Raw genomic sequence first — 17570 nt, 5'->3', positions numbered from 1 at the left:
TCCCCATCGCGACGGACCGATCCGGACGCATAGAGTCTTGTCTGGAGGTTGTGCCGTGGGGATGATGTTGCCGAATGAGCTCATCTGGGTGATGGAGAAGCTCGGATTTGAGTGGCCGGATATTGACGAGGACGAACTGCGCCGCGGCGCGGAGATCGTCCGAGTGTTCCGCGACGATCTCGAAGCGAAGATCGTGACGATGGACCGGAAAGTCAACGGCGACCTCGCGCTCGCGATGCGTGGCCAGGCGGGACCGGCGTACGTCTCGGCGTGGAACGTGAACCGCTCGCAGAACCTGCAGAAGCTTCTGGACGTTCTCGGTCCAGTGCCGGTGGCGACCGGGATCGCTTCCGATGCGGTGTTCGCGCTGAAGATGAAGGTGATCGTCGACGTCACAACGACGATGATTTCCCTGGTGGCCATGCTGACCAATCCTGTTACGGCTCTGGGTGCGGGCCCGATGCTGTTGTTCAAGAAGAAGCTGCTGAACGCCGCCGTGGATATCGCGGTCGAGCAGCTGTTGAATCAGCTTCTGCCGATGGCGATCGAACCGTTGATGCAGGAATTGCCCGCCATCGTGATGGCAGCACTGGATGCGCCGATCGTCGAGGCTGTCGCGGGAGACCCCGATGAGTTCTACGCCGACCTGCAGGCGCTGGAGTCCGCGGAAGGCGAGATGGAACAGCACGCGGCAGACGTGGAGACGCTGACCGAACTCTTGATCGCGGATCTCTCGAGCCTGAACATCACGGGGGACTGACAGATGAAAGCAAAAGCAGCTATCAGGGCACTGACGGATGCGGTCGACGGTGTTCCGATCCACGTGCGGCAACTCGCCGAGATGTTCCGCAAACACGGACAGAAGCAGAATCGCAATAACAGCGACGTCCAGAACCTGGACTCTGCGGATATGACGCATCCGCTTCAGACCGGCTGGAAGAACGACGGCACGTGGGAGCCCGACGAGATCGTCGCTTGGAACAAAGGTGAACGACCCGAGCCGGAGGATTACCTCGACGCGGACTACATAAAGCAGCATCTCGGTCAGTTCGAGAATGGTGGAACGCACATCTACAGGACGGGTTCCCTCGAGGGCTACGGGCCGGGGAACAACATGGCGGCCGATGGCAGCAACACGACCTACGTGTTCCCGACGGATCAGCTGCGCGACCTCATGCAACAGGCTAAAACCCCGACCGAACTCGCCCAAGCACTGGGGCTGCCGGAGAACTTCTTTGCCGGTGGCGACATCGAACTGCGCGACTTCGCCCCGCACGAACTCGATGGCCTGCGAATGCCGTCCGGCAATGAGGGCGGTACGGATCCCGACAAGTGGATTCCGGGCGGCTACCTGCCGAGCGGCATCCCCGAGGCCGTCATCGATATTCCAGACTTCGCGAAGGGCACGAATAACGGGATCTACAACCCGGGTGAATGGCCCGGAAGCCCGCGACCGTTTAGCCTTTAGCGATGAGTAAGCAGATGGGCCCTGACATGGACCTCGGGCGTGACGCGGTATCGTCCTTCGGTTCGGCATCGCTGATAGCTGGCGCGCTCTTGCCGTACGAGGGGCGCACGCTGCTGACACGCTCGGATGGGCTCCCGCCGGCCGTGCTCGAAGCGGAGCACGACGGTTGGGCGTCTCAGAACAATCCGATTCTTGTGCGCGGGCGAGCCAAGCTGCTGCCGCTTGCGTGGCGCGGTGATCCGCGTGGCGGGCACGGTTCTGGCGTCGCGTCGGAGGAGATCGCCGCGTTCGCGTCTCAGATGCAGGCGGCAGGTCTGTATTGGGCGGGGAACTGGAGAGTTCTTGACCTCAGCGATCGACGGAACGACAGCATCGGATCGTACACCGCGGCGCTTCGCGCGGCTGGGGCCACCCACGTGGACTGTTGGACGTACTCGGAGAAGATCGGTCTCGCGCTCGTGTGGGCCGGAGCCGAGGAAGAAGGCACGATGTCGCTGGCACTGCACATCGTTCCAGCTGGTTGGGTGTCTGAGTCTCGCGTCACGAAAGCGGTTCGGGGCATCGACGTACGGTGGTCCTGGTCGGAGGTCGTCGACCTGTATGCGGCCCGGATCCAGGCGGGGCATCTCAGCCCACCCGATAACCTGACAAAAGCAGACCAAGAGGGGCACAACTGATGACTGGCGCGTTCGGAAACATCGGAGTGAAAGTAATGCCACGCATCTATGGTGCGAGCGAACTCGGGGTGCTGTCGATCACGGCTCCCGGTGACGCTCATCCTCGCGTGGAGTACGTCGGCGGCGAGCTCTTCGTCGGGCTGGATGCAGTCGGCAGCGATGCAGCGATCACCCGGGGGCAGGCAGAGGAATGGTCGCACCCGTTCAGCGATGCGGTGGCGGAGGCATCTTCGAGCGCGCCGATCCCGGAGCCCGTGGAGGGAGTGCGCGTGGTCGACGATGAGGCGCTGGCAGCATCCCTGCTTGTCGACCCCTCGCTGCTGGCTGTGGCGTCGCCCGCGGATGCTCCAGTCGTGCTCGTGCTGTCACGCGACCGGTTGGTGATCGTCTGCTCGGACGACGAAGCCGGCATCGCACGTGTCTTAGACCTGGCTGAGGAGCTGTACGAAGCGGGTGGTCCGCTCGTCAGCGGCCACCCGATTGTTCTCGTTGACGGTGCGTGGGCGCCGTTCCCCTGGCGTGAGAGGTTCCCATCACTGGAGATGCGTATCCAGCGGGTGCTTCGCCTGTTCAGCGTGCGCGCGTATGAAGCACAGTCGGTCGCGCTGAAGCGCCCGGACGTTCATCTCGCCGATCCCAAGATCCAGGTGCTGGAAACAGGGGTCACGACGACGTTTGCCGCGTGGCCGAAGGGCACAGCGACCTTGCTCCCCGTCGTCGATAACGTCATCATCGCCGACAGCGCCGCGGACGGAACGAAGCTCAGCGTGACGACGATGAACGAGTTCCTCGACGCGGCGGGAGACGCCATCATCCGCACCGGTTTGTCGCCGCTGCGCTACTTCGTTCCCGGTGAGGCGCCGAACGCAACGGCCCAGTAACTCTCCGTTCCTGTCGCCATGGGAAGCAGTACCCATGGCGGAGTTGGACTGCTGCGAATAACGTCGTCCGCGGAGGTCTTGCCGTGGGAATGATGTTGCCGAATGAGCTCATCTGGGTGATGGAGAAGCTCGGATTCGAGTGGCCGGATATCGATGAGGATGAGCTGCGGCGAGGCAGCGAGATGATCCGTGTATTCCACGGCGATCTGGAGACGAAGATCCAGGCCGTGGACCGCAAGGTCAATGGCGACCTCGCGCTCGCGTTGCGCGGACAGGCAGGTCCCGCGTATGTGAGCGCGTGGAACACGAACCGTTCGCAGAACCTGCAGAAGCTGTTGGATCTGCTCGGCCCCGTGCCGACCGGCATGGATATTGCAGCAGACGTCGTCTTCGGGTTGAAGGGAAAGGTGATCTTCGACGTATCGACGACGCTGATGGTGTTGATACCGATGCTGACTAATCCGCTTACGGCACTGGGCGCCGGCCCGATGCTACTTCTCAAGAAGAAGCTGCTCAACGCCGCGGTCGACATTGCGATCGAACAGGTTCTGATTCAGATTCTCCCGATGGTTGTCGAGCCGTTGGCGGAGCACATTCCTGCGGCGATCTCTGCGGCGCTGGATGCCCCGTTGGTCGAGTCGGTCGTCGGAGACTCGGACGAGTTCTACGCCGACCTGCAGGCTCTCGAGCAAGCAGAGGGCGAACTGGAACTGCACGCCACCGACATCGATACGTTGACGGACCAGCTGACGGCAGACCTTTCGACCCTCAGCATCACAGGAGACTGATTATGGGAAACATCAAAAGAGATGCCATTATCCCGATCGTCAGATCGCTGGATGACATGCCGGTTCACGTGCGTCAGCTCGCTGGTTTGTTCCGCGGCCAGGGGTCGCGACTCAAGCGCAACAAGGGCTCCGTCAACGACATCGATCGCTATGACAACGGCGTCGTCACGACCCGCGGGCGCAACACCAAGGCAACGCACTTTGGCGAGAATGGGCGACCCATCTCGGAACGCGGCACGATCACCGAGCTCCCTGATAGCTCGCCACGCGGAGACAACGCAACGAACATCGGGCGAGAGGGGAAGCCTGGCGACCAGGGCGGACACCTGGGCGCGCATCGCTTCTTCGGTGATTCCCCGGATGAGGGCATCGTTCCACAAGCGGCGAATCTCAATCTCAGCGCGTGGAAGACGATGGAAAACGAGTGGGCCGACTGGGTTGGAAAGGGTTACGAAGTCAACTACACCATCGACATCACTCCGCCGGGTGCGAGACGTCCTGATAGTTTTGAGGTCGAGTACACCGTCAGAAATCCTTCCACCGGTGAGGTCATTCATCGCGATTGGCCGGAATTCGCCAACGTCGCCGGCCAGATCTTTGACCGCGTTCGACCGGAAGGCATGCCGAACCTGTGACCGGACCGACAAGGAGCGCCATGCCCAATGATGATGCGATATCCAGTCTGATCAGAGGCCTGATCGAGCACATGAGCGGTGCCGGTGAGGGCTGGGAATCATTGGCGATGGTCATCAACTTCGACGGTGACAGATTCGCCGGCACCCACGGCTACACCTACTCGCCGAGCGGCGAGATCGCTGCGGTTGCTTCGCGTCCTTCGGCCGTCAGGCCTCTGGTGAACGCCTACACCGAAAGCTATTACAAGCCGGGTGCGGCATTGCCGGTGAAGATCCTCGTGCAGTTCGACCGGACCAACGGCGAGTACGAGGTCACGTTCGAGGACAGCGACACCAGCCGCTGGAAGGTGACCCCGCAGAACTACCAGGAGATCCGCGAGGAACTGCGCCCGAAGCTCGACTGAAACGGCGCGCCCCTTCGACCTGCCTTCTTCGTAGGCCGCATCCCCTCGACGTGGCAGGATGAAACCGAGGGGGGGTTGTTACGTGACTGATGTCGAAGGTGAAGTGGACGTTGACGCGATCACGACGAAGAGCCCATCGCTGTTGCGTCTGGAGTTTGCCGGCGAGTGGCATGAGCTGAGCACGGGAGAGTCGTTCATTATCGGTCGCGAAGGCGATCTGGAGATCGACGACAACCCGTACCTGCACCGCCACTTCCTCGAACTGCAGCACCACGACGGGCTCTGGTGGTTGGCGAATGTTGGCATGCGACTTGCCGCGACCGTTTCCAGTGCCGGTGGTGCCGTGCAATCCTGGCTCTCGCCCGGGGCGCGGATGCCGCTCGTCTTCGAGCGCAGCGTGATCGTATTCACCGCGGGGCCGGTGACGTACGAGTTGAGCCTGCACACCGAGCAGGCGCCGTATGAGGTGACTCGGCAGGTGGAAGCGACGATGAGCGGCGAAACCACCGTCATGCCGGCGCGATTCACTCAGATGCAGAAGCAACTCATCGTGGCGCTTGCTGAGCCGATGCTGAGTCGTGAAGGTGTCAGCATGAACGAGCTGCCGTCATCCAGCGATGCAGCCAAGCGCCTGGGGTGGACGATGAGCAAGTTCAACCGCAAGCTCGACAACGTCTGCGACAAGCTCGACCGGATGGGTGTGCAGGGCCTCCGTGGTGGCCCGGGCAAGCTGGCGACGAATCGTCGCGCGCGTCTGGTGGAATATGCGGTCACATCGCAGGTCGTCACGCGCGCGGATCTTCCTCTGCTCGACGATGAAGCGCTACGCAATCAGAGTGACTCGGACGACTGAGCAGACGGCGCCCCCAGATGACTCGAAGCTCACAGAAGATCCAGGTGTCGCGTGAGGGGATCGCACGTGATGCGACGGTTTCGTGGCGGCTTGATCACGCGTATTCGTGGGTCGTGGAGATGCGCTCGCCAGGGTTCGGTACGGCACAAGCGCGCGCAGATGACGCCTTCGAGGCGCTCTGCCTTGTGCGCGAGGAGCTCGAGCCCTTCGGCTGGCGCATCGGAGTCGCCGGTGCGCAGGCGAATGTCTGGCCCAGCGGTATGGCCCGGGATCAGGGCGGGGGCCTCCGCGCCTACCGGCTGACACCTGCGCGGGTAGAGGACCTCGTGGACACCTTCGAGCCGGTGGACCCTGCGACCGTGACCACGGTCGCGCTGCAACGGGCCGAGGCCGACCGATTGTACGAAGCGGTTCGAGACGCCCGCTGAACCTACCGTCCGGCGTCGGCGAGATGGCGGGAATCGTTGCTGAGCACCTTCACCATGACTCCGCGCTGGCGCAGTTCGGTGATGGTGCGCACCTCCTCGTCGCGGTCGCGCCCGAGCGCGTGCACGTTGGCGACAACGAGAACGTCGCCCTGCTGCAGCGTGGCGATGAGTCGCGTCAGCCGATCGCTCCAGCTCTCGAGGATGTCCGGCGCCGGGTGCCGGAACCCTTCGATGGGAACGCCAAAACGCGTCAGATCATTGCGCTGCTGCACCACCGGCGGCATCCCCTCACGGGAAACCACGAGTCCGACCAGACGTGAGCCCTTCGGACGCGCGTGCCACCAATCATGATTCTGGTCCAGCTCGGCGAAGCACTTCGGGCATTCTGCCGCCACATGCGGGAGATGCACGGGACTCGTCAACGCCTCGGCAGATCCTGCTCCGGTCGTCAGATCAGTTAAATCGCTCATCAACGCACCTCCAGCATCCATTGTGCCCTGTCCGGGGCAAAGCTGCTGAAGCCGGTGAGGCGGGACTACAGCATCCCGAGCGCCCGCACCGCGTCTCTCTCCTCGATGAGCTCCGCCACCGAAGCATCGATGCGCGCGCGTGACCAATCGTCGATCTCCAGGCCCTCGACGATGCGCCAGTTACCGTCGACGAAATTCACCGGGAACGATGACACCAGGCCTTCGGGCACGCCGTACTCACCACGCGAGACGACGCCGGCGGAGGTGCACTCCTTCGTACCCAGCACCCAGTCCCGCACATGGTCGATCGTCGCGCTGGCTGCGGATGCCACGGACGATGAGCCGCGCACCTCGATGATCTCGGCACCGCGCTTGGCAACCCGCGGAATAAAGGTCTCATCGAGCCAGCGCCGAACATCGCCGACGCGCTCGGCGAGAGCATCGAGCACGGGCCGTCCGTCGACGGTCGCGTGGGAGACGTCGGGGAACTGCGTCGCAGAATGGTTGCCCCAGATCGGTACGAACCGGATGCTCGAGACCGGCTTTTCGAGCACCTGAGCGAGCTGCGCACGAGCGCGATTCTCGTCGAGTCGGGTCAACGCGGTGAAACGTTCGACCGGCACACCTTCGGCGGCGGATGCTGCGATCAATGCGTTCGTGTTCGCCGGGTTGCCGACCACGGTGACCCGCACATCAGCCGCGGCGTTCTCGGCGATGGCGGTGCCCTGCGGACCGAAGATTCCGGCGTTGGCGGCCAGCAGATCCGCGCGCTCCATGCCGGGGCCGCGTGGCCGAGCACCGACCAGCAGGGCAATGTTGCATCCGTCGAAGCCGACCGCCGCATCGTCAGTGACCTCGACATGCTCCAACAGATCGAATGCGCCGTCCTGCAGCTCAAGGGCTGCTCCCTCCGCAGCTCCGAGACCCTGTGGAATTTCGAGCAGTCGCAGCCTGATTTTCTCGCCGGGACCGAGCATCTCCCCGGCGGCGATGCGGAATAGCAGCGCGTAGCCGATCTGTCCGCCGGCACCGGTGATCGTGATTGTGGTCGACATTCTTCGACCTTACGACTGGCGGGCGCACAAGCCCAGAGCGAGGGGTAATCTCATCGCATGACGTTCAATCCAGATGCCGACATCTCCGGCCACCGCACACGTCGCCCCGGACGGACCGCCGCAATCGCGGGAGGCGGAGGCATCGGTATTCTCGCGATCGTGGCGCTGCTGGCAGGGCCCCTGTTCGGCATCGACCTGAGTGGACTCATCGGCGGCGGAACGCAGGACCCCAGCTCGGCGCAATCAGAGAGCACCGTGTTGGCCTGTGACACAGGCCAACAAGCCAACACCGATGACGATTGCCGGATGGCCGGGGCGCAGCTGCTGCTTGACGACTACTGGGCGCAGCACGTCGAGGGGTACACGCCGCCCCAGCTGTATGTGTTCCAGGGGCAGACCTCGACGCAGTGCGGAACGGCATCCAATTCGGTCGGCCCCTTCTACTGCCCGCCTGAGCAGGGCGTGTACATCGACCCCGACTTCTTCCAGATCATGCGGGAGCAGTTCGACGCATCCGCTGGCGAACTGGCGCAGCTCTACATCGTCGGCCACGAGTGGGGCCATCACATTCAGAACATCACCGGCGTGATGGATTCCTACCCGAACAACGGAACCGGACCCGAGAGTAACGGCGTCCGCATCGAACTGCAGGCTGATTGCTATGCGGGCGCGTGGCTGGCCGACGTCGCCGAACTGAAAGACCCGGACGGACGAAACTACCTCGAGCCTCCGACGGAAGCGCAGCTGACCGACGCGCTCAACGCCGCTATGGCCGTCGGTGACGATCACATCCAGGAGCAGTCCGGATTCGTCAACCCCGAGTCGTGGACGCACGGATCCAGTGATCAGCGACAGGGATGGTTTGCCAGCGGGTACCAGAACGGACTCGGCAGCTGCGACACTTTCGCTGTTGAGGGAAGTCAGCTCTGAACGGCTTTTTGTCTCAGGATGCCGTGGCTCCCGTGAGCGCAGCACACCGCGCGATACGGTGAGGGAGCCGTCAGTAGCTGACGGAGTGACATTCATCGGGGGTTGAATATGAATCTGGATGCCCTGTATCCACCGATCGAGCCGTATGACACCGGAATGCTGTTCGTCGGTGACGGCCAGCGCATCGCGTGGGAGGTCAGCGGCAACCCGGAGGGCAAGCCCGTTGTGTTCCTGCACGGTGGCCCGGGCGGCGCCACGGCGGCGTGGCATCGGCAGTTCTTCGACCCCGCGAAGTACCGGATTGTGCTGTTCGATCAGCGCGGATGCGGCACGAGCACGCCGCATGCCAGCGCGCCCGACGCAGATATGCGCTTCAACACCACCGCGCACCTGATCGCCGACATCGAGCTCCTGCGCAAGAACCTCGGCATCGAGAAGTGGCAGGTTTTCGGTGGTTCCTGGGGGAGTGCGCTCGCGCTCGCCTATGCGCAGGCGCATCCGGGCGCAGTCACCGAGCTGATTCTGCGCGGCATCTTCACGCTGCGTCGAATGGAACTCGAGTGGTTCTACGAGGGTGGAGCAGCTGCGCTCTTCCCTGATCTCTGGGAGGGGTTCATCGCGCCGATCCCGGTGCTCGAGCGCAACCGGATGATCGAGGCGTATCACCGCCGACTGTTCGATCCGGACCCGGCCGTGCATGTGCCGGCTGCGAAGGCCTGGTCGAGGTGGGAGAGCTCGACGATTACGCTTCGCCCGGATGCGGACAAGGTCGCAGAGATGACAGAGGATGCCACGGCGGTGGCCTTCGCCCGCATCGAGAGCCACTTCTTCGTGAACCGCGGATGGTGGGCTGAAGGACAGCTGCTGGCCGGAATCGATGCCATCCGTGATATCCCCGCCGTCATCGTGCAGGGGCGCTACGACGTCTGCACGCCGATGATGACTGCATGGGATCTGCACCGGGCGTGGCCCGAGGCGGAGTTCGTCGTGGTCGACGATGCCGGGCACGCGGCATCCGAACCGGGCATTCAAAGCGCGCTACGCGACGCCACCGATCTCTTCGCCGACGACTGAGGCCGGCTCAGGGACTGAGGCCGGCTCAGGCGCGCAGCGCCTGCAGCAGCGTCTTCACGAGGCCGAACATCCCGCCACTTGCACGGAAGCGGGTGAGGCCTTCCGAGACCACAGCGCCGGTGCGTGCAGTGACGAACCACGGCGGCTTGGGCAGGATCGTGAAGCGTCCACCGCCTGGCGAACGCAGGGGTCCGGGCAGCAGTGAACCGACTGAGCGCGGGAACGGGCGGAAAGGCCCCCGCACCACCGAGCGCTCCACGTTATCGAGCAGCAGGGCGTTGTGAACCACGCCCAGCCCGCTGCCGATCTTCTCGAGCGTGCTGCCGGGATAGGCGCCCCAGGTGAGGGTCGGACTGGTGAAGCCGACGGCGGTCCAGGCGTTGATCGCGACGGTGCCGTAGCGCAACGCGGTGATGGCGCGCTCGAAGCCGCTGTCGAGAGACTGCTGCGTGGCCGGGTCGATGAGCACGTTCGCGCCCAGGGTGCCCTCCAATTGGTCATTGGCGTGGGCGACGGCGGCATCGAGGAAATCCTGGCCCGCACCGGCGAGTTCGACGACGCCGAGCACGGGTGCGAAGTACTCGGTGTTCTGCAACGCGGTCGCGTCGTCGTTCGGGCCGATGTCCACCAGCATGCGGTCGCCGAGGACCAGCGCATCCGGGTAATCGAGCGCCGCCTGCTTCATATGAGCATCCGAACCCGGGTACCACATCGGTCGTTCGGGGGCCCGCGCGTATGCGCTGCGCAGCGCAGCGAGGAAAGCGTCGCGCAGCTCCCAATCCGACGACATGATCACGACCTGACCGGCGATGCAGTTGTGTCCGCAGTTCTGCAGTCGCATCGTGGCGATGTGCTCAGCCTGGAAAGTGATGTCGGCGTCCGTCCACTCGCCTGGCACGACGATGATGGGGGAGACTCCGCCGAGTTCTGCGGTGATCGGCTTCTTCAGCAGCGGGCGTCCCTCGCGGCGCCGCCGTTTGCTGGCAGCGGACCCTGAGCCGGTCGAAGGGCCCCAGGTGATCGCGTCGAAGGTAGCGGCAGAGCCGGTGATATGCACGTGCGACAGACGCTTGTTGGCGGTGAGATAGGCACCCACGGCGCCATCGCCGCGCACGATCCGCAGGAGGGCGAGTTCGATGAGTGGCGCGAGAGCGTGCTCGAAAACGGGCACCAGGCTGTCTTGCGTCGGGTTCACCTTCAGCAGCACGGTGCGATTGTTCGCGAGGAGCTCGTAAAGGGCGTCGAGGACGGGAATCGCGGTGACATTGCCGGCGCCGAGCACGAGGCCCACTCCTCCGGAATCCTGCGGCGTGCGCTGGGCGAGACCCGCGCCCGCGCGCGCTGAGCGTGGCGTCGTGCCCGGCGTGAGCCACACCTCGCCGGTGAAACCCGACAGCAGTATCTTGTCGGCGCCGGTGAGCGGGAACGCGTGCACACGCGTGCGACCGCCAGGCGCGCGATCGATACGGATGCCCTCGAGCGGGTTGCGTCCGTCAGCCAGCCGCGACAGCGTCTCGGCGTACGCATCCAGGGCGCCCAGCACGTTGTACGGGCCGGCGAGCCATTCCTCGCCTCTCAGCGGATGGCTGCCCGAGAGACCCTTGGATGCTGCGGCTGTGTGCGCCCACTCCTCAGCGGATGCCGCGACCGCAGTGCGCACCGTTCGCAGCAGAGTGGCGCGTTGGCCGAGACTGAGCGCGGACCAGGTGCGCGTTCCCTCCTCCAGTTCACTGATCGCTGTGTCCAGTTGCTCGCGGACGGCGTCATCAACACCGCTCGCGGTCGGTACGGCTGCGGGCGCTGAAGTCATCGGGATCTCCTCTGGCGGCTTGTGTCCAGCCTAAGCGGGCTGGATCGAAGCGGCGTCGATATCGGCTTTGCGCAGCCGGTACCGCGACAGCGGAACGAGGCTGAGCGCCATCAGAATGGCGGGGACGATACTGAAGCTCAGCACGATCCCGGCGACGGCGGCAGCAGGTTGCGTGACGCTGCTGCCGGCGATGCTTGAGACATATCCTGTCGAGGCGAGCATCAATGCGACGGTGGTCGCCCCGAGCGCGAAGCCGATCGTCTCACCGGCCGTCCAGATGCCCGTGAACGTTCCAGCCTGACCGGGACCCGTGGTGCGCTCGTCGTGCGAGATGACATCGGGCAGCATCGCCATCGGCAGCGATTGCAGACCGGCATAGGCGATACCGGCCACGGCTACTGAAGCGTAAATCCAGGCGCCGGGTGCCCAGACGGCGAAGATGATCGACGCTGAGGCCAGGAGGTACAGGATGCTGGCGCCGATGAAAGCGCGCTCCTTGCCGATCCTGTTCGCAATCACCGTCCAGACCGGGGTCGCGATCAGGGCGGGGCCGACGAGAGCGATGAACAGCACCTCGACCGCGGCCTCATCACGCAGCACCCAGGTGGCGACGTACTGCGCGCCAGCCAGCATCGTGCCGGTGGCGAGCGCCTGCAGCAGGAAGGTGCCCAGAAGCGCACGGAAGGGCAGACTGCGACGCAGGGCGCGGAAGCCGGAGAGGTACTGCTCGCGCAGGCTCGTCGTGCCGATCCCTGAGCGGGGAACGCTGTGCGCCGCGGCATCCTTCGCGGTTCGACTGGCGATCAGCATCCCGATGCCGATTGCGACTCCGGCGACGATCCCCATCAGCAGATAGCCGGTCACCTGATCGCCGGTGGCCCGCCGGAGCATCGGACCGCCCGCGCCGAACAGCAGGATCGCAGCGGTGAGGACGACGACCCGCCAGCCGAGCAGACGCGTGCGCTCGTCGTAGCCACGGGTGAGTTCCGCGGGCAGCGCGACGTAAGGCACCTGGAAGAGGCTGAACGACGTGGCGGTGGCGAGGAAGGCGAGCAGCACGCAGGTCGCGCCCGCTACCGGCCCCCACGACGGTGGAACGGCGAAGGTCAGCGCGAAGAAGATCGGCAGGGTGAGCGCGCCGATAACCATGAACCCCCGGCGTGATCCGGTGCGCGCGAGCTGACGATCGGATGCCGCGCCGATCAGCGGATCGATGATGACGTCCCAGATTTTCGCCGATGTGACGATGATGCCAGCGGCGAGGGCTGCGACACCGAGGTTGTCGGTGAGGAAGTACGTCAGCACGAGTCCGGGCAGCGTGGAATAGCCGCCGGTGCCGAGCGAGCCGATCGCATAGTTCACGATCGTGCGTGCGGACAGGCGTACGGAAGCTCGTTCGGGTCGAGCGCCAGTGCTCATCGCGCCAGTGTAGCCGGGCCCACGCCCCGGCATCCGCCGAGCGTCAGATCAGTGCGAGCTCGCGCAGCTTCGTGGTGACGTCATCGTTGCTCGGCTCGACGTGGTGCGAAGCATCCGGGTACACGACCACGGGGATGTTGGTGCGTCCAGAGATCTCCTTGGCGACGTCGGCCGCTGTCGGTTCTGCGACGAGGTCGACGTATGTGTACTCGATACCCAGCTCGTCGAGCTGCTTCTTGGTGCGGACGCAGTCACGGCACCAGTCGGCGCCGAACAACGTGATGGTGTCAGAGGCAGGAGAAGTCATATATCCAGGATAGGACGCCCCACGCCGCCCCGGGCCATCTGGCAACCGCGTAATCTGGCGGGATGAGCACAACCGAGCTGAGCATCACCGAACGCTGGAACCAGGTGCACGCGCCGCATGGCACCGCCGCGCTGCGCTTCACACACTGGTTGGATGCTGAGCCGCAGAGCTACGACGGCGTCCCCGGACGCTGGTGGGCGGCAGGCGGGCTCGTGCACGGAGAGGACGTGCCCGGCCTCGGCGCTGTTCGGCTCGAGCCGTTCACGCATGTCACCGCGGGAGAGTTGCAGCTGCGTGCCTTTGCCCGTGACGGTGCGCTCGCGCTGCGGGTGTATGACCCGGAGAACCCGGACCGGCTCACGTTGAAAGCGATCGAGTCATTCGAGACGGATGCTGCGTGGGAGCTGCCGGGACGCTTTGTGCCGGCAGCGGCAGGCGAGGAACGCCAGGTTCGCAGCGTCGATGGCCACGAGAGCACGCACAGCGCCGTCGGCACCGTCGCTGTCACGATCGCCGGCAACGAGTATCACCTGGTCGTCTCGGGTGACGAGGGCGGGCTGAGCGCCGTCATCACCGATGCGACAGCGGCAGACGGGGCCTACCGGTTCCGTTTCCTGCCGATCGGTGAACCGGATGCTGCCGGCGCCACCACGGTCGACTTCAACCAGGCCTACCTGCCGCCGTGCGCGTTCAGCGACCAGTACGTGTGCCCGCTGCCGCCGCCGGCGAACCGCATCACAGCGGCAGTGACCGCGGGGGAGCGGCGCGCCGTTCGCAGCTGATCTCACGACGACAGCGGCGGCTCAGCGAGCGACGGCTCAGCGCCGGTTCAGCGAGCGACGGCTTAGCGCCGGTTCAGCGAGCGACGGCGGCCGCGACGTAGTGGCCGGGAGTGACCTCTGTGAGCGGGCCATCAGGCACGTCGGATTCCGGCGCCGGCCGAGTCGTCACGTGGGCGAGGCGCTCGCGTGCGCGCTGCGGGTCGGGTACGAGGACCGCTTCGAGCAACCGCTTCGTGTACGGATGCTGCGGCGCCTCGAACAGTTCGGCAGTCGGTGCGAGTTCGACGATGCGCCCACGCCGCATCACGGCTGTGCGGGTCGCGATCTCTTTCACCACCGACAGATCGTGCGAGATGAACAGATAGGTCAGATCGAACTCGCGTTGCAGCTTCTGCAGCAGTTCGGTCACTTGCGCCTGGATCGACATGTCCAGCGCTGACACCGGCTCATCGCAGACGATGAACGCCGGACGGGGAGCGATCGCCCGGGCGATGGCGATGCGCTGACGCTGACCGCCGCTGAACGCTCCCGGGCGCTTGCGTGCCGAGGCCTCGTCGATACCCACCGCGGCCAGTGCCTCGCGGGCGGCTGTGGCTGCGGCATCCGCCGGAACACCGCCCGCCGTCAACGGCTCCATGACGCTCGCCAGCGCCGAGCGATGCGGGTTCAGAGCGGAGTACGGATCCTGGTGGATCACCTGCATCCGTCCGCGTTGAGTTTCGCGATCCCGGCGCGACAGCGCCGAGAGGTCGACGCCGTCGTAGATCACAGAGCCCGCCGTCGGCGGCTCGATCTGCAGGATCAGGCGACCGAGGGTCGACTTCCCGCTCCCGGATTCGCCGACGACTCCGAGTGTCTCGCCGGCATCGATGGTCAAAGAGACACCGTCCACCGCGTTCAGGGTTCCGGTCTGCCGCCCCCAGGCATTGCGCACCGCGTAGGACTTTCGCACGTCATCGACGCGGATGAGCTCGCTCATAGGCCGTCTCCGATCGCAGCCAGCAGAGACCGGGTGTACGGATGCTCCGGCGCGCGGAAGAGCTCGTCGACGCCGGCGTGCTCGACGATCCGGCCATCCTTCATCACGGCGACCGTGTCGCACAGTGCTGCGACGACACCGAGATCGTGCGTGACGATCACCACAGTGAGACCGCGCTCGGCCTGCAACTGCCGGATGAGCGCGAGGATCTCGGCCTGAACGGTGGCGTCCAGTGCCGTGGTCGGCTCGTCGAGCAGCAGCAGTCGAGGTCGAGCGAGCAGGGCCATCGCGATCATCGCGCGCTGGCGCAGCCCGCCGGAGAGCTCATGCGGATACCGGGAGAAGACCCGCTCCGGGTCGGGAATCCGCGCGGCGGTGAGCGCTTCGATGGCGAGTCCGCGTGCCTGTCTGCGAGCGACCCCCTGGCGTCGACGGGCGACTTCGACCAGGTGGGCGCCGATGCGCACCAGCGGATTGAACGACGTCAGCGGGTCTTGGAAGACCATCGAGATCGGCAGACGTGCATGGTCGTAGCGAGCGGTGACATCAGCGCCGTCGAATTCGATGCGCGACCAGGTGCGGAGTGCGCCCTCGGGAAGGATGTCCATGATCGCGCGCAGCAGCATCGTCTTGCCGGATCCGGATTCGCCGACGATGCCGAGAATCCCGCCGGCAGGCACATCGAGTGTCTGGTCCTCCAGTACTCGGAAAACGCCGTCGGCTGCAGGGAGGTCGATGGTGAGGTTCTGGATGTGCAGAAGTGTCATCGGGCGCTCTCCTCGCTCACCTTGCGGCGCAGGGCGTCGCCGAGGACGTTGAACGACAGTACCGTCAGCATGATCAGGAGCCCGGGTACGACCGCGAGCAGCGGACTGCGCGCGAGGCTGCCCTGTGCGGATTCGAGCAGACTGCCCCACGAGGCCATCGGTGGCTGGATGCCGAGACCCAGGAAGCTCAGCGCCGATTCAGTGAGCATCGCCGCAGAGATCGTGGCGGTCGCAGCCACGATGATCGTGGGCATCGCATCGGGCACCACGTGGCGCCACACCACGGTACGGGGGCGCTCGCCGATGAAGCGGGCGTAGCCGACGAAGGTGCGCTCGCGCAGCGACAGCGTCTCGGCGCGGACGAGCCGGGCCGTCGGCATCCACGAGAACGCACCGATGACGATGATGATCGTCCACAGCCCCGGGCGCAGGAACACGCTCGCGACGATCACGAGGACCATCCACGGGATCGATGAGATGAAATCGACGAATCGCATCAGCACCTCGTCCACCCAGCCGCGTGCATATCCTGCGGTCAGCCCGACGATCACACCGATCGCGGTCGAGGCGAGCATGGCGAGGACCCCCACCATGAGGGAGATCCGGCCGCCGTAGATCACTCGTGCCAGATAGTCGCGGCCGACATCATCGGTTCCCAACCAGTGCGCGGCGCTGGGACCTTGCCAGCGGATCGCAAGATTGGTGCTGTCGGGGTCGAGCGGAAGCAGTGGCGTGATCAGGCTCACGACGACCAGCAGCACGAGGAATGCAGCAGCGGCGATCTCCGAGGCCGAGCGCAGCGGCCGGCGGCGCCGAGTGGACACAACCGGAAGCTCGGGGATGACGGGGGCGGTCACGAGCCTGCACCTCCCAAGCGGATGCGCGGATCGATGAGGACATACAGGATGTCGGCGAGGAGGTTACCGACGATCACGAGCAGAGCCGACAGCAGCAGGATCGCCAGAATCACCGGATAGTCCAGGCTCTTGGTCGCCGTGAGGAAATACGGCCCGATGCCGGGCCACGCGAAGACCGACTCGGTGATGATGGCGCCAGTGATTAGCATCGGCAGCGCGAGACCCAGTTGCGTGACGATCGGCAGTAGGACGTTGCGGCTGACATGCACACCGAGGATGCGGCGCCGGGGCGAGCCGTACGCGCGCTGGACAAGCACGTAGTCCTGGGAGAGCTGGTTGATCGTCGAGGAGCGCACGTACCGGGAGAGATCGGGGAAGAAGGCCACCACGAGTACGGTGAACGGCAGCACGTAGTGGGCGAGGAGATCCAGCGGATCACCCTGCTTGCCGACGGTGTGCATCCCGATGATGGGGAACCACCGCAGCAGATAGCCGAACACGTAGATCATCAGCAGCGCGAACCAGAACGACGGCATCGCGATGCCGATTCCAGCGAGCGAGTCGATGAGCCGGTCGGCCCAGCGGCCTTTGTGTGAACCGGCGACTAGTCCGAGGACGATCGCGATCACCATGGCCGCCAGGTACGCCGGCGCGATCAGCAGGATCGTGTTCGGGATGCGGGCGGCGAGTTCAGAGCTGATCGGCTGGCGGCTGGTGAGGGAGTAGCCGAAATCCCCCTGGAAGACGTTCCCGAGCCACAGCAGATACTGCGTGATCACCGGCTGATCGAGACCGAACTTCGCCCGCATCGCTGCGACCGTCTCATCGGACATGTTCGGCGTCGTGATCGAATCGACCACATCGTAGGGGGCGAGCTGGATCAGCAGGAAGACGACGAAGGAGAGCAGCAGAAGCATCGGGACGACCTGGAGGAGTCGTCGCACGATGAACCTGGTCACGGGTGGCCCTTCTGCCGGTGTGTCGCC

Annotated in this window: 21 protein-coding genes; 12 read left to right on the top strand and 9 right to left on the bottom strand. The window is 65.0% G+C overall.

Annotation, left to right across the window (positions count from 1 at the left end; all coding sequences use genetic code 11):
* Positions 1-61: 61 nt before the first annotated feature.
* The 9 genes from ACW5CM_RS06670 to ACW5CM_RS06630 all read left to right on the top strand — a co-directional run bounded on the left by ACW5CM_RS06670 (position 62) and on the right by ACW5CM_RS06630 (position 6134).
* Positions 62-760 (top strand): hypothetical protein, encoded by a 699-nt coding sequence (locus ACW5CM_RS06670; RefSeq protein WP_438252936.1) that lies wholly within the window; start codon positions 62-64, stop codon positions 758-760.
* A 3-nt stretch (positions 761-763) separates the two neighbouring features.
* A complete protein-coding gene (locus tag ACW5CM_RS06665) occupies positions 764-1468 on the top strand; it encodes a hypothetical protein (protein ID WP_439255674.1) in 705 nt (234 codons plus the stop codon).
* Between the two features lie 2 nt (positions 1469-1470).
* A complete protein-coding gene (locus ACW5CM_RS06660; RefSeq protein WP_457124557.1) occupies positions 1471-2145 on the top strand; it encodes a hypothetical protein in 675 nt (224 codons plus the stop codon).
* Between the two features lie 35 nt (positions 2146-2180).
* Positions 2181-3026, top strand: a complete 846-nt coding sequence (locus ACW5CM_RS06655; RefSeq protein ID WP_457124556.1) for a hypothetical protein — start codon at positions 2181-2183, stop codon at positions 3024-3026.
* An 89-nt stretch (positions 3027-3115) separates the two neighbouring features.
* On the top strand, positions 3116-3814 hold the full coding sequence (locus tag ACW5CM_RS06650; protein WP_438252940.1) for a hypothetical protein: 699 nt from the start codon (positions 3116-3118) through the stop codon (positions 3812-3814).
* 2 nt (positions 3815-3816) lie between these two features.
* Positions 3817-4449, top strand: a complete 633-nt coding sequence (locus ACW5CM_RS06645) for a DNA/RNA non-specific endonuclease (RefSeq protein WP_438252941.1) — start codon at positions 3817-3819, stop codon at positions 4447-4449.
* Positions 4450-4469: 20 nt separating this feature from the next.
* Entirely contained in the window at positions 4470-4853 is a 384-nt protein-coding gene (locus ACW5CM_RS06640) for a hypothetical protein (protein WP_438252942.1), read from the top strand.
* Between the two features lie 82 nt (positions 4854-4935).
* Positions 4936-5706 carry an FHA domain-containing protein gene (locus tag ACW5CM_RS06635; protein WP_438252943.1) on the top strand — a complete coding sequence of 257 codons (771 nt, stop codon included), beginning with the start codon at positions 4936-4938 and terminating at the stop codon, positions 5704-5706.
* A 17-nt stretch (positions 5707-5723) separates the two neighbouring features.
* Positions 5724-6134 carry a hypothetical protein gene (locus tag ACW5CM_RS06630; protein WP_457124555.1) on the top strand — a complete coding sequence of 137 codons (411 nt, stop codon included), beginning with the start codon at positions 5724-5726 and terminating at the stop codon, positions 6132-6134.
* A 2-nt stretch (positions 6135-6136) separates the two neighbouring features.
* Here ACW5CM_RS06630 and ACW5CM_RS06625 read toward each other — a convergent pair whose 3' ends face one another.
* Both ACW5CM_RS06625 and ACW5CM_RS06620 read right to left on the bottom strand, forming a co-directional pair.
* Positions 6137-6604, bottom strand: a complete 468-nt coding sequence (locus ACW5CM_RS06625) for a recombinase family protein (protein WP_457124554.1) — start codon at positions 6602-6604, stop codon at positions 6137-6139.
* A gap of 65 nt (positions 6605-6669) precedes the next feature.
* Complete coding sequence (locus ACW5CM_RS06620) at positions 6670-7659, bottom strand: malate dehydrogenase (protein WP_457124553.1); 990 nt, start codon at positions 7657-7659, stop codon at positions 6670-6672.
* A gap of 57 nt (positions 7660-7716) precedes the next feature.
* Here ACW5CM_RS06620 and ypfJ point away from each other — a divergent pair, with 57 nt between their 5' ends.
* Both ypfJ and pip read left to right on the top strand, forming a co-directional pair.
* A complete protein-coding gene (gene ypfJ, locus ACW5CM_RS06615) occupies positions 7717-8589 on the top strand; it encodes a KPN_02809 family neutral zinc metallopeptidase (RefSeq protein ID WP_457124552.1) in 873 nt (290 codons plus the stop codon).
* Positions 8590-8697: 108 nt separating this feature from the next.
* Positions 8698-9663, top strand: a complete 966-nt coding sequence (gene pip, locus ACW5CM_RS06610; protein ID WP_438252948.1) for a prolyl aminopeptidase — start codon at positions 8698-8700, stop codon at positions 9661-9663.
* Positions 9664-9688: 25 nt separating this feature from the next.
* On the opposite strand, the gene ACW5CM_RS06605 is transcribed toward pip, so the two are convergent.
* From ACW5CM_RS06605 to ACW5CM_RS06595, 3 genes are read right to left on the bottom strand one after another with little or no spacing between them, the layout of a single operon-like run.
* Positions 9689-11473 (bottom strand): aldehyde dehydrogenase family protein, encoded by a 1785-nt coding sequence (locus ACW5CM_RS06605; RefSeq protein WP_438252949.1) that lies wholly within the window; start codon positions 11471-11473, stop codon positions 9689-9691.
* A gap of 30 nt (positions 11474-11503) precedes the next feature.
* Positions 11504-12892: an MFS transporter gene (locus tag ACW5CM_RS06600; RefSeq protein WP_439255682.1), complete on the bottom strand. Its 1389-nt coding sequence runs from the start codon at positions 12890-12892 to the stop codon at positions 11504-11506.
* Positions 12893-12935: 43 nt separating this feature from the next.
* On the bottom strand, positions 12936-13199 hold the full coding sequence (locus ACW5CM_RS06595; protein ID WP_438252951.1) for a glutaredoxin family protein: 264 nt from the start codon (positions 13197-13199) through the stop codon (positions 12936-12938).
* A 62-nt stretch (positions 13200-13261) separates the two neighbouring features.
* On the opposite strand from ACW5CM_RS06595, the gene ACW5CM_RS06590 reads away from it, so the two are divergent.
* The gene (locus ACW5CM_RS06590) at positions 13262-13981 is read left to right on the top strand and encodes a DUF1684 domain-containing protein (protein ID WP_457124551.1); all 720 of its coding nucleotides are present in this window, start codon (positions 13262-13264) and stop codon (positions 13979-13981) included.
* Between the two features lie 73 nt (positions 13982-14054).
* Here the strand turns inward: ACW5CM_RS06590 and ACW5CM_RS06585 are convergent, their stop codons facing one another.
* Genes ACW5CM_RS06585 through ACW5CM_RS06570 form a run of 4 tightly spaced genes read right to left on the bottom strand, consistent with a single transcriptional unit; the run spans position 14055 to position 17543 of the window.
* Entirely contained in the window at positions 14055-14960 is a 906-nt protein-coding gene (locus ACW5CM_RS06585; RefSeq protein ID WP_457124550.1) for an ATP-binding cassette domain-containing protein, read from the bottom strand.
* Positions 14957-15727, bottom strand: coding sequence for an ABC transporter ATP-binding protein (locus ACW5CM_RS06580; RefSeq protein WP_438252954.1), 771 nt, complete (start codon positions 15725-15727; stop codon positions 14957-14959). The genes ACW5CM_RS06585 and ACW5CM_RS06580 overlap by 4 nt, the downstream gene beginning before the upstream one ends.
* Positions 15724-16584 (bottom strand): ABC transporter permease, encoded by an 861-nt coding sequence (locus ACW5CM_RS06575; protein ID WP_457124549.1) that lies wholly within the window; start codon positions 16582-16584, stop codon positions 15724-15726. The genes ACW5CM_RS06580 and ACW5CM_RS06575 overlap by 4 nt, the downstream gene beginning before the upstream one ends.
* On the bottom strand, positions 16581-17543 hold the full coding sequence (locus tag ACW5CM_RS06570) for an ABC transporter permease (protein ID WP_438252956.1): 963 nt from the start codon (positions 17541-17543) through the stop codon (positions 16581-16583). Before ACW5CM_RS06570 ends, ACW5CM_RS06575 begins: the two co-directional genes overlap by 4 nt.
* Positions 17544-17570: the final 27 nt, after the last annotated feature.

The sequence above is a fragment of the Microbacterium wangyouchuni genome (genome assembly GCF_054072595.1).
The sequence above is the reverse complement of the archived record's forward strand: the minus strand, read 5'-3'. Positions and strand labels throughout refer to the sequence as shown.

What these genes read in the sequence shown, in the direction of transcription:
- ACW5CM_RS06670 (WP_438252936.1), top strand. Translation starts at nt 62, where the DNA reads ATGATGTTGCCGAATGAGCTCATCTGGGTGATGGAGAAGCTCGGATTT.
- ACW5CM_RS06665 (WP_439255674.1), top strand. Translation starts at nt 764, where the DNA reads ATGAAAGCAAAAGCAGCTATCAGGGCACTGACGGATGCGGTCGACGGT.
- ACW5CM_RS06660 (WP_457124557.1), top strand. Translation starts at nt 1,471, where the DNA reads ATGAGTAAGCAGATGGGCCCTGACATGGACCTCGGGCGTGACGCGGTA.
- ACW5CM_RS06655 (WP_457124556.1), top strand. Translation starts at nt 2,181, where the DNA reads ATGCCACGCATCTATGGTGCGAGCGAACTCGGGGTGCTGTCGATCACG.
- ACW5CM_RS06650 (WP_438252940.1), top strand. Translation starts at nt 3,116, where the DNA reads ATGATGTTGCCGAATGAGCTCATCTGGGTGATGGAGAAGCTCGGATTC.
- ACW5CM_RS06645 (WP_438252941.1), top strand. Translation starts at nt 3,817, where the DNA reads ATGGGAAACATCAAAAGAGATGCCATTATCCCGATCGTCAGATCGCTG.
- ACW5CM_RS06640 (WP_438252942.1), top strand. Translation starts at nt 4,470, where the DNA reads ATGCCCAATGATGATGCGATATCCAGTCTGATCAGAGGCCTGATCGAG.
- ACW5CM_RS06630 (WP_457124555.1), top strand. Translation starts at nt 5,724, where the DNA reads ATGACTCGAAGCTCACAGAAGATCCAGGTGTCGCGTGAGGGGATCGCA.
- ACW5CM_RS06625 (WP_457124554.1), bottom strand. Translation starts at nt 6,604, where the DNA reads ATGAGCGATTTAACTGATCTGACGACCGGAGCAGGATCTGCCGAGGCG.
- ACW5CM_RS06620 (WP_457124553.1), bottom strand. Translation starts at nt 7,659, where the DNA reads ATGTCGACCACAATCACGATCACCGGTGCCGGCGGACAGATCGGCTAC.
- ypfJ (WP_457124552.1), top strand. Translation starts at nt 7,717, where the DNA reads ATGACGTTCAATCCAGATGCCGACATCTCCGGCCACCGCACACGTCGC.
- pip (WP_438252948.1), top strand. Translation starts at nt 8,698, where the DNA reads ATGAATCTGGATGCCCTGTATCCACCGATCGAGCCGTATGACACCGGA.
- ACW5CM_RS06605 (WP_438252949.1), bottom strand. Translation starts at nt 11,473, where the DNA reads ATGACTTCAGCGCCCGCAGCCGTACCGACCGCGAGCGGTGTTGATGAC.
- ACW5CM_RS06600 (WP_439255682.1), bottom strand. Translation starts at nt 12,892, where the DNA reads ATGAGCACTGGCGCTCGACCCGAACGAGCTTCCGTACGCCTGTCCGCA.
- ACW5CM_RS06595 (WP_438252951.1), bottom strand. Translation starts at nt 13,199, where the DNA reads ATGACTTCTCCTGCCTCTGACACCATCACGTTGTTCGGCGCCGACTGG.
- ACW5CM_RS06590 (WP_457124551.1), top strand. Translation starts at nt 13,262, where the DNA reads ATGAGCACAACCGAGCTGAGCATCACCGAACGCTGGAACCAGGTGCAC.
- ACW5CM_RS06585 (WP_457124550.1), bottom strand. Translation starts at nt 14,960, where the DNA reads ATGAGCGAGCTCATCCGCGTCGATGACGTGCGAAAGTCCTACGCGGTG.
- ACW5CM_RS06580 (WP_438252954.1), bottom strand. Translation starts at nt 15,727, where the DNA reads ATGACACTTCTGCACATCCAGAACCTCACCATCGACCTCCCTGCAGCC.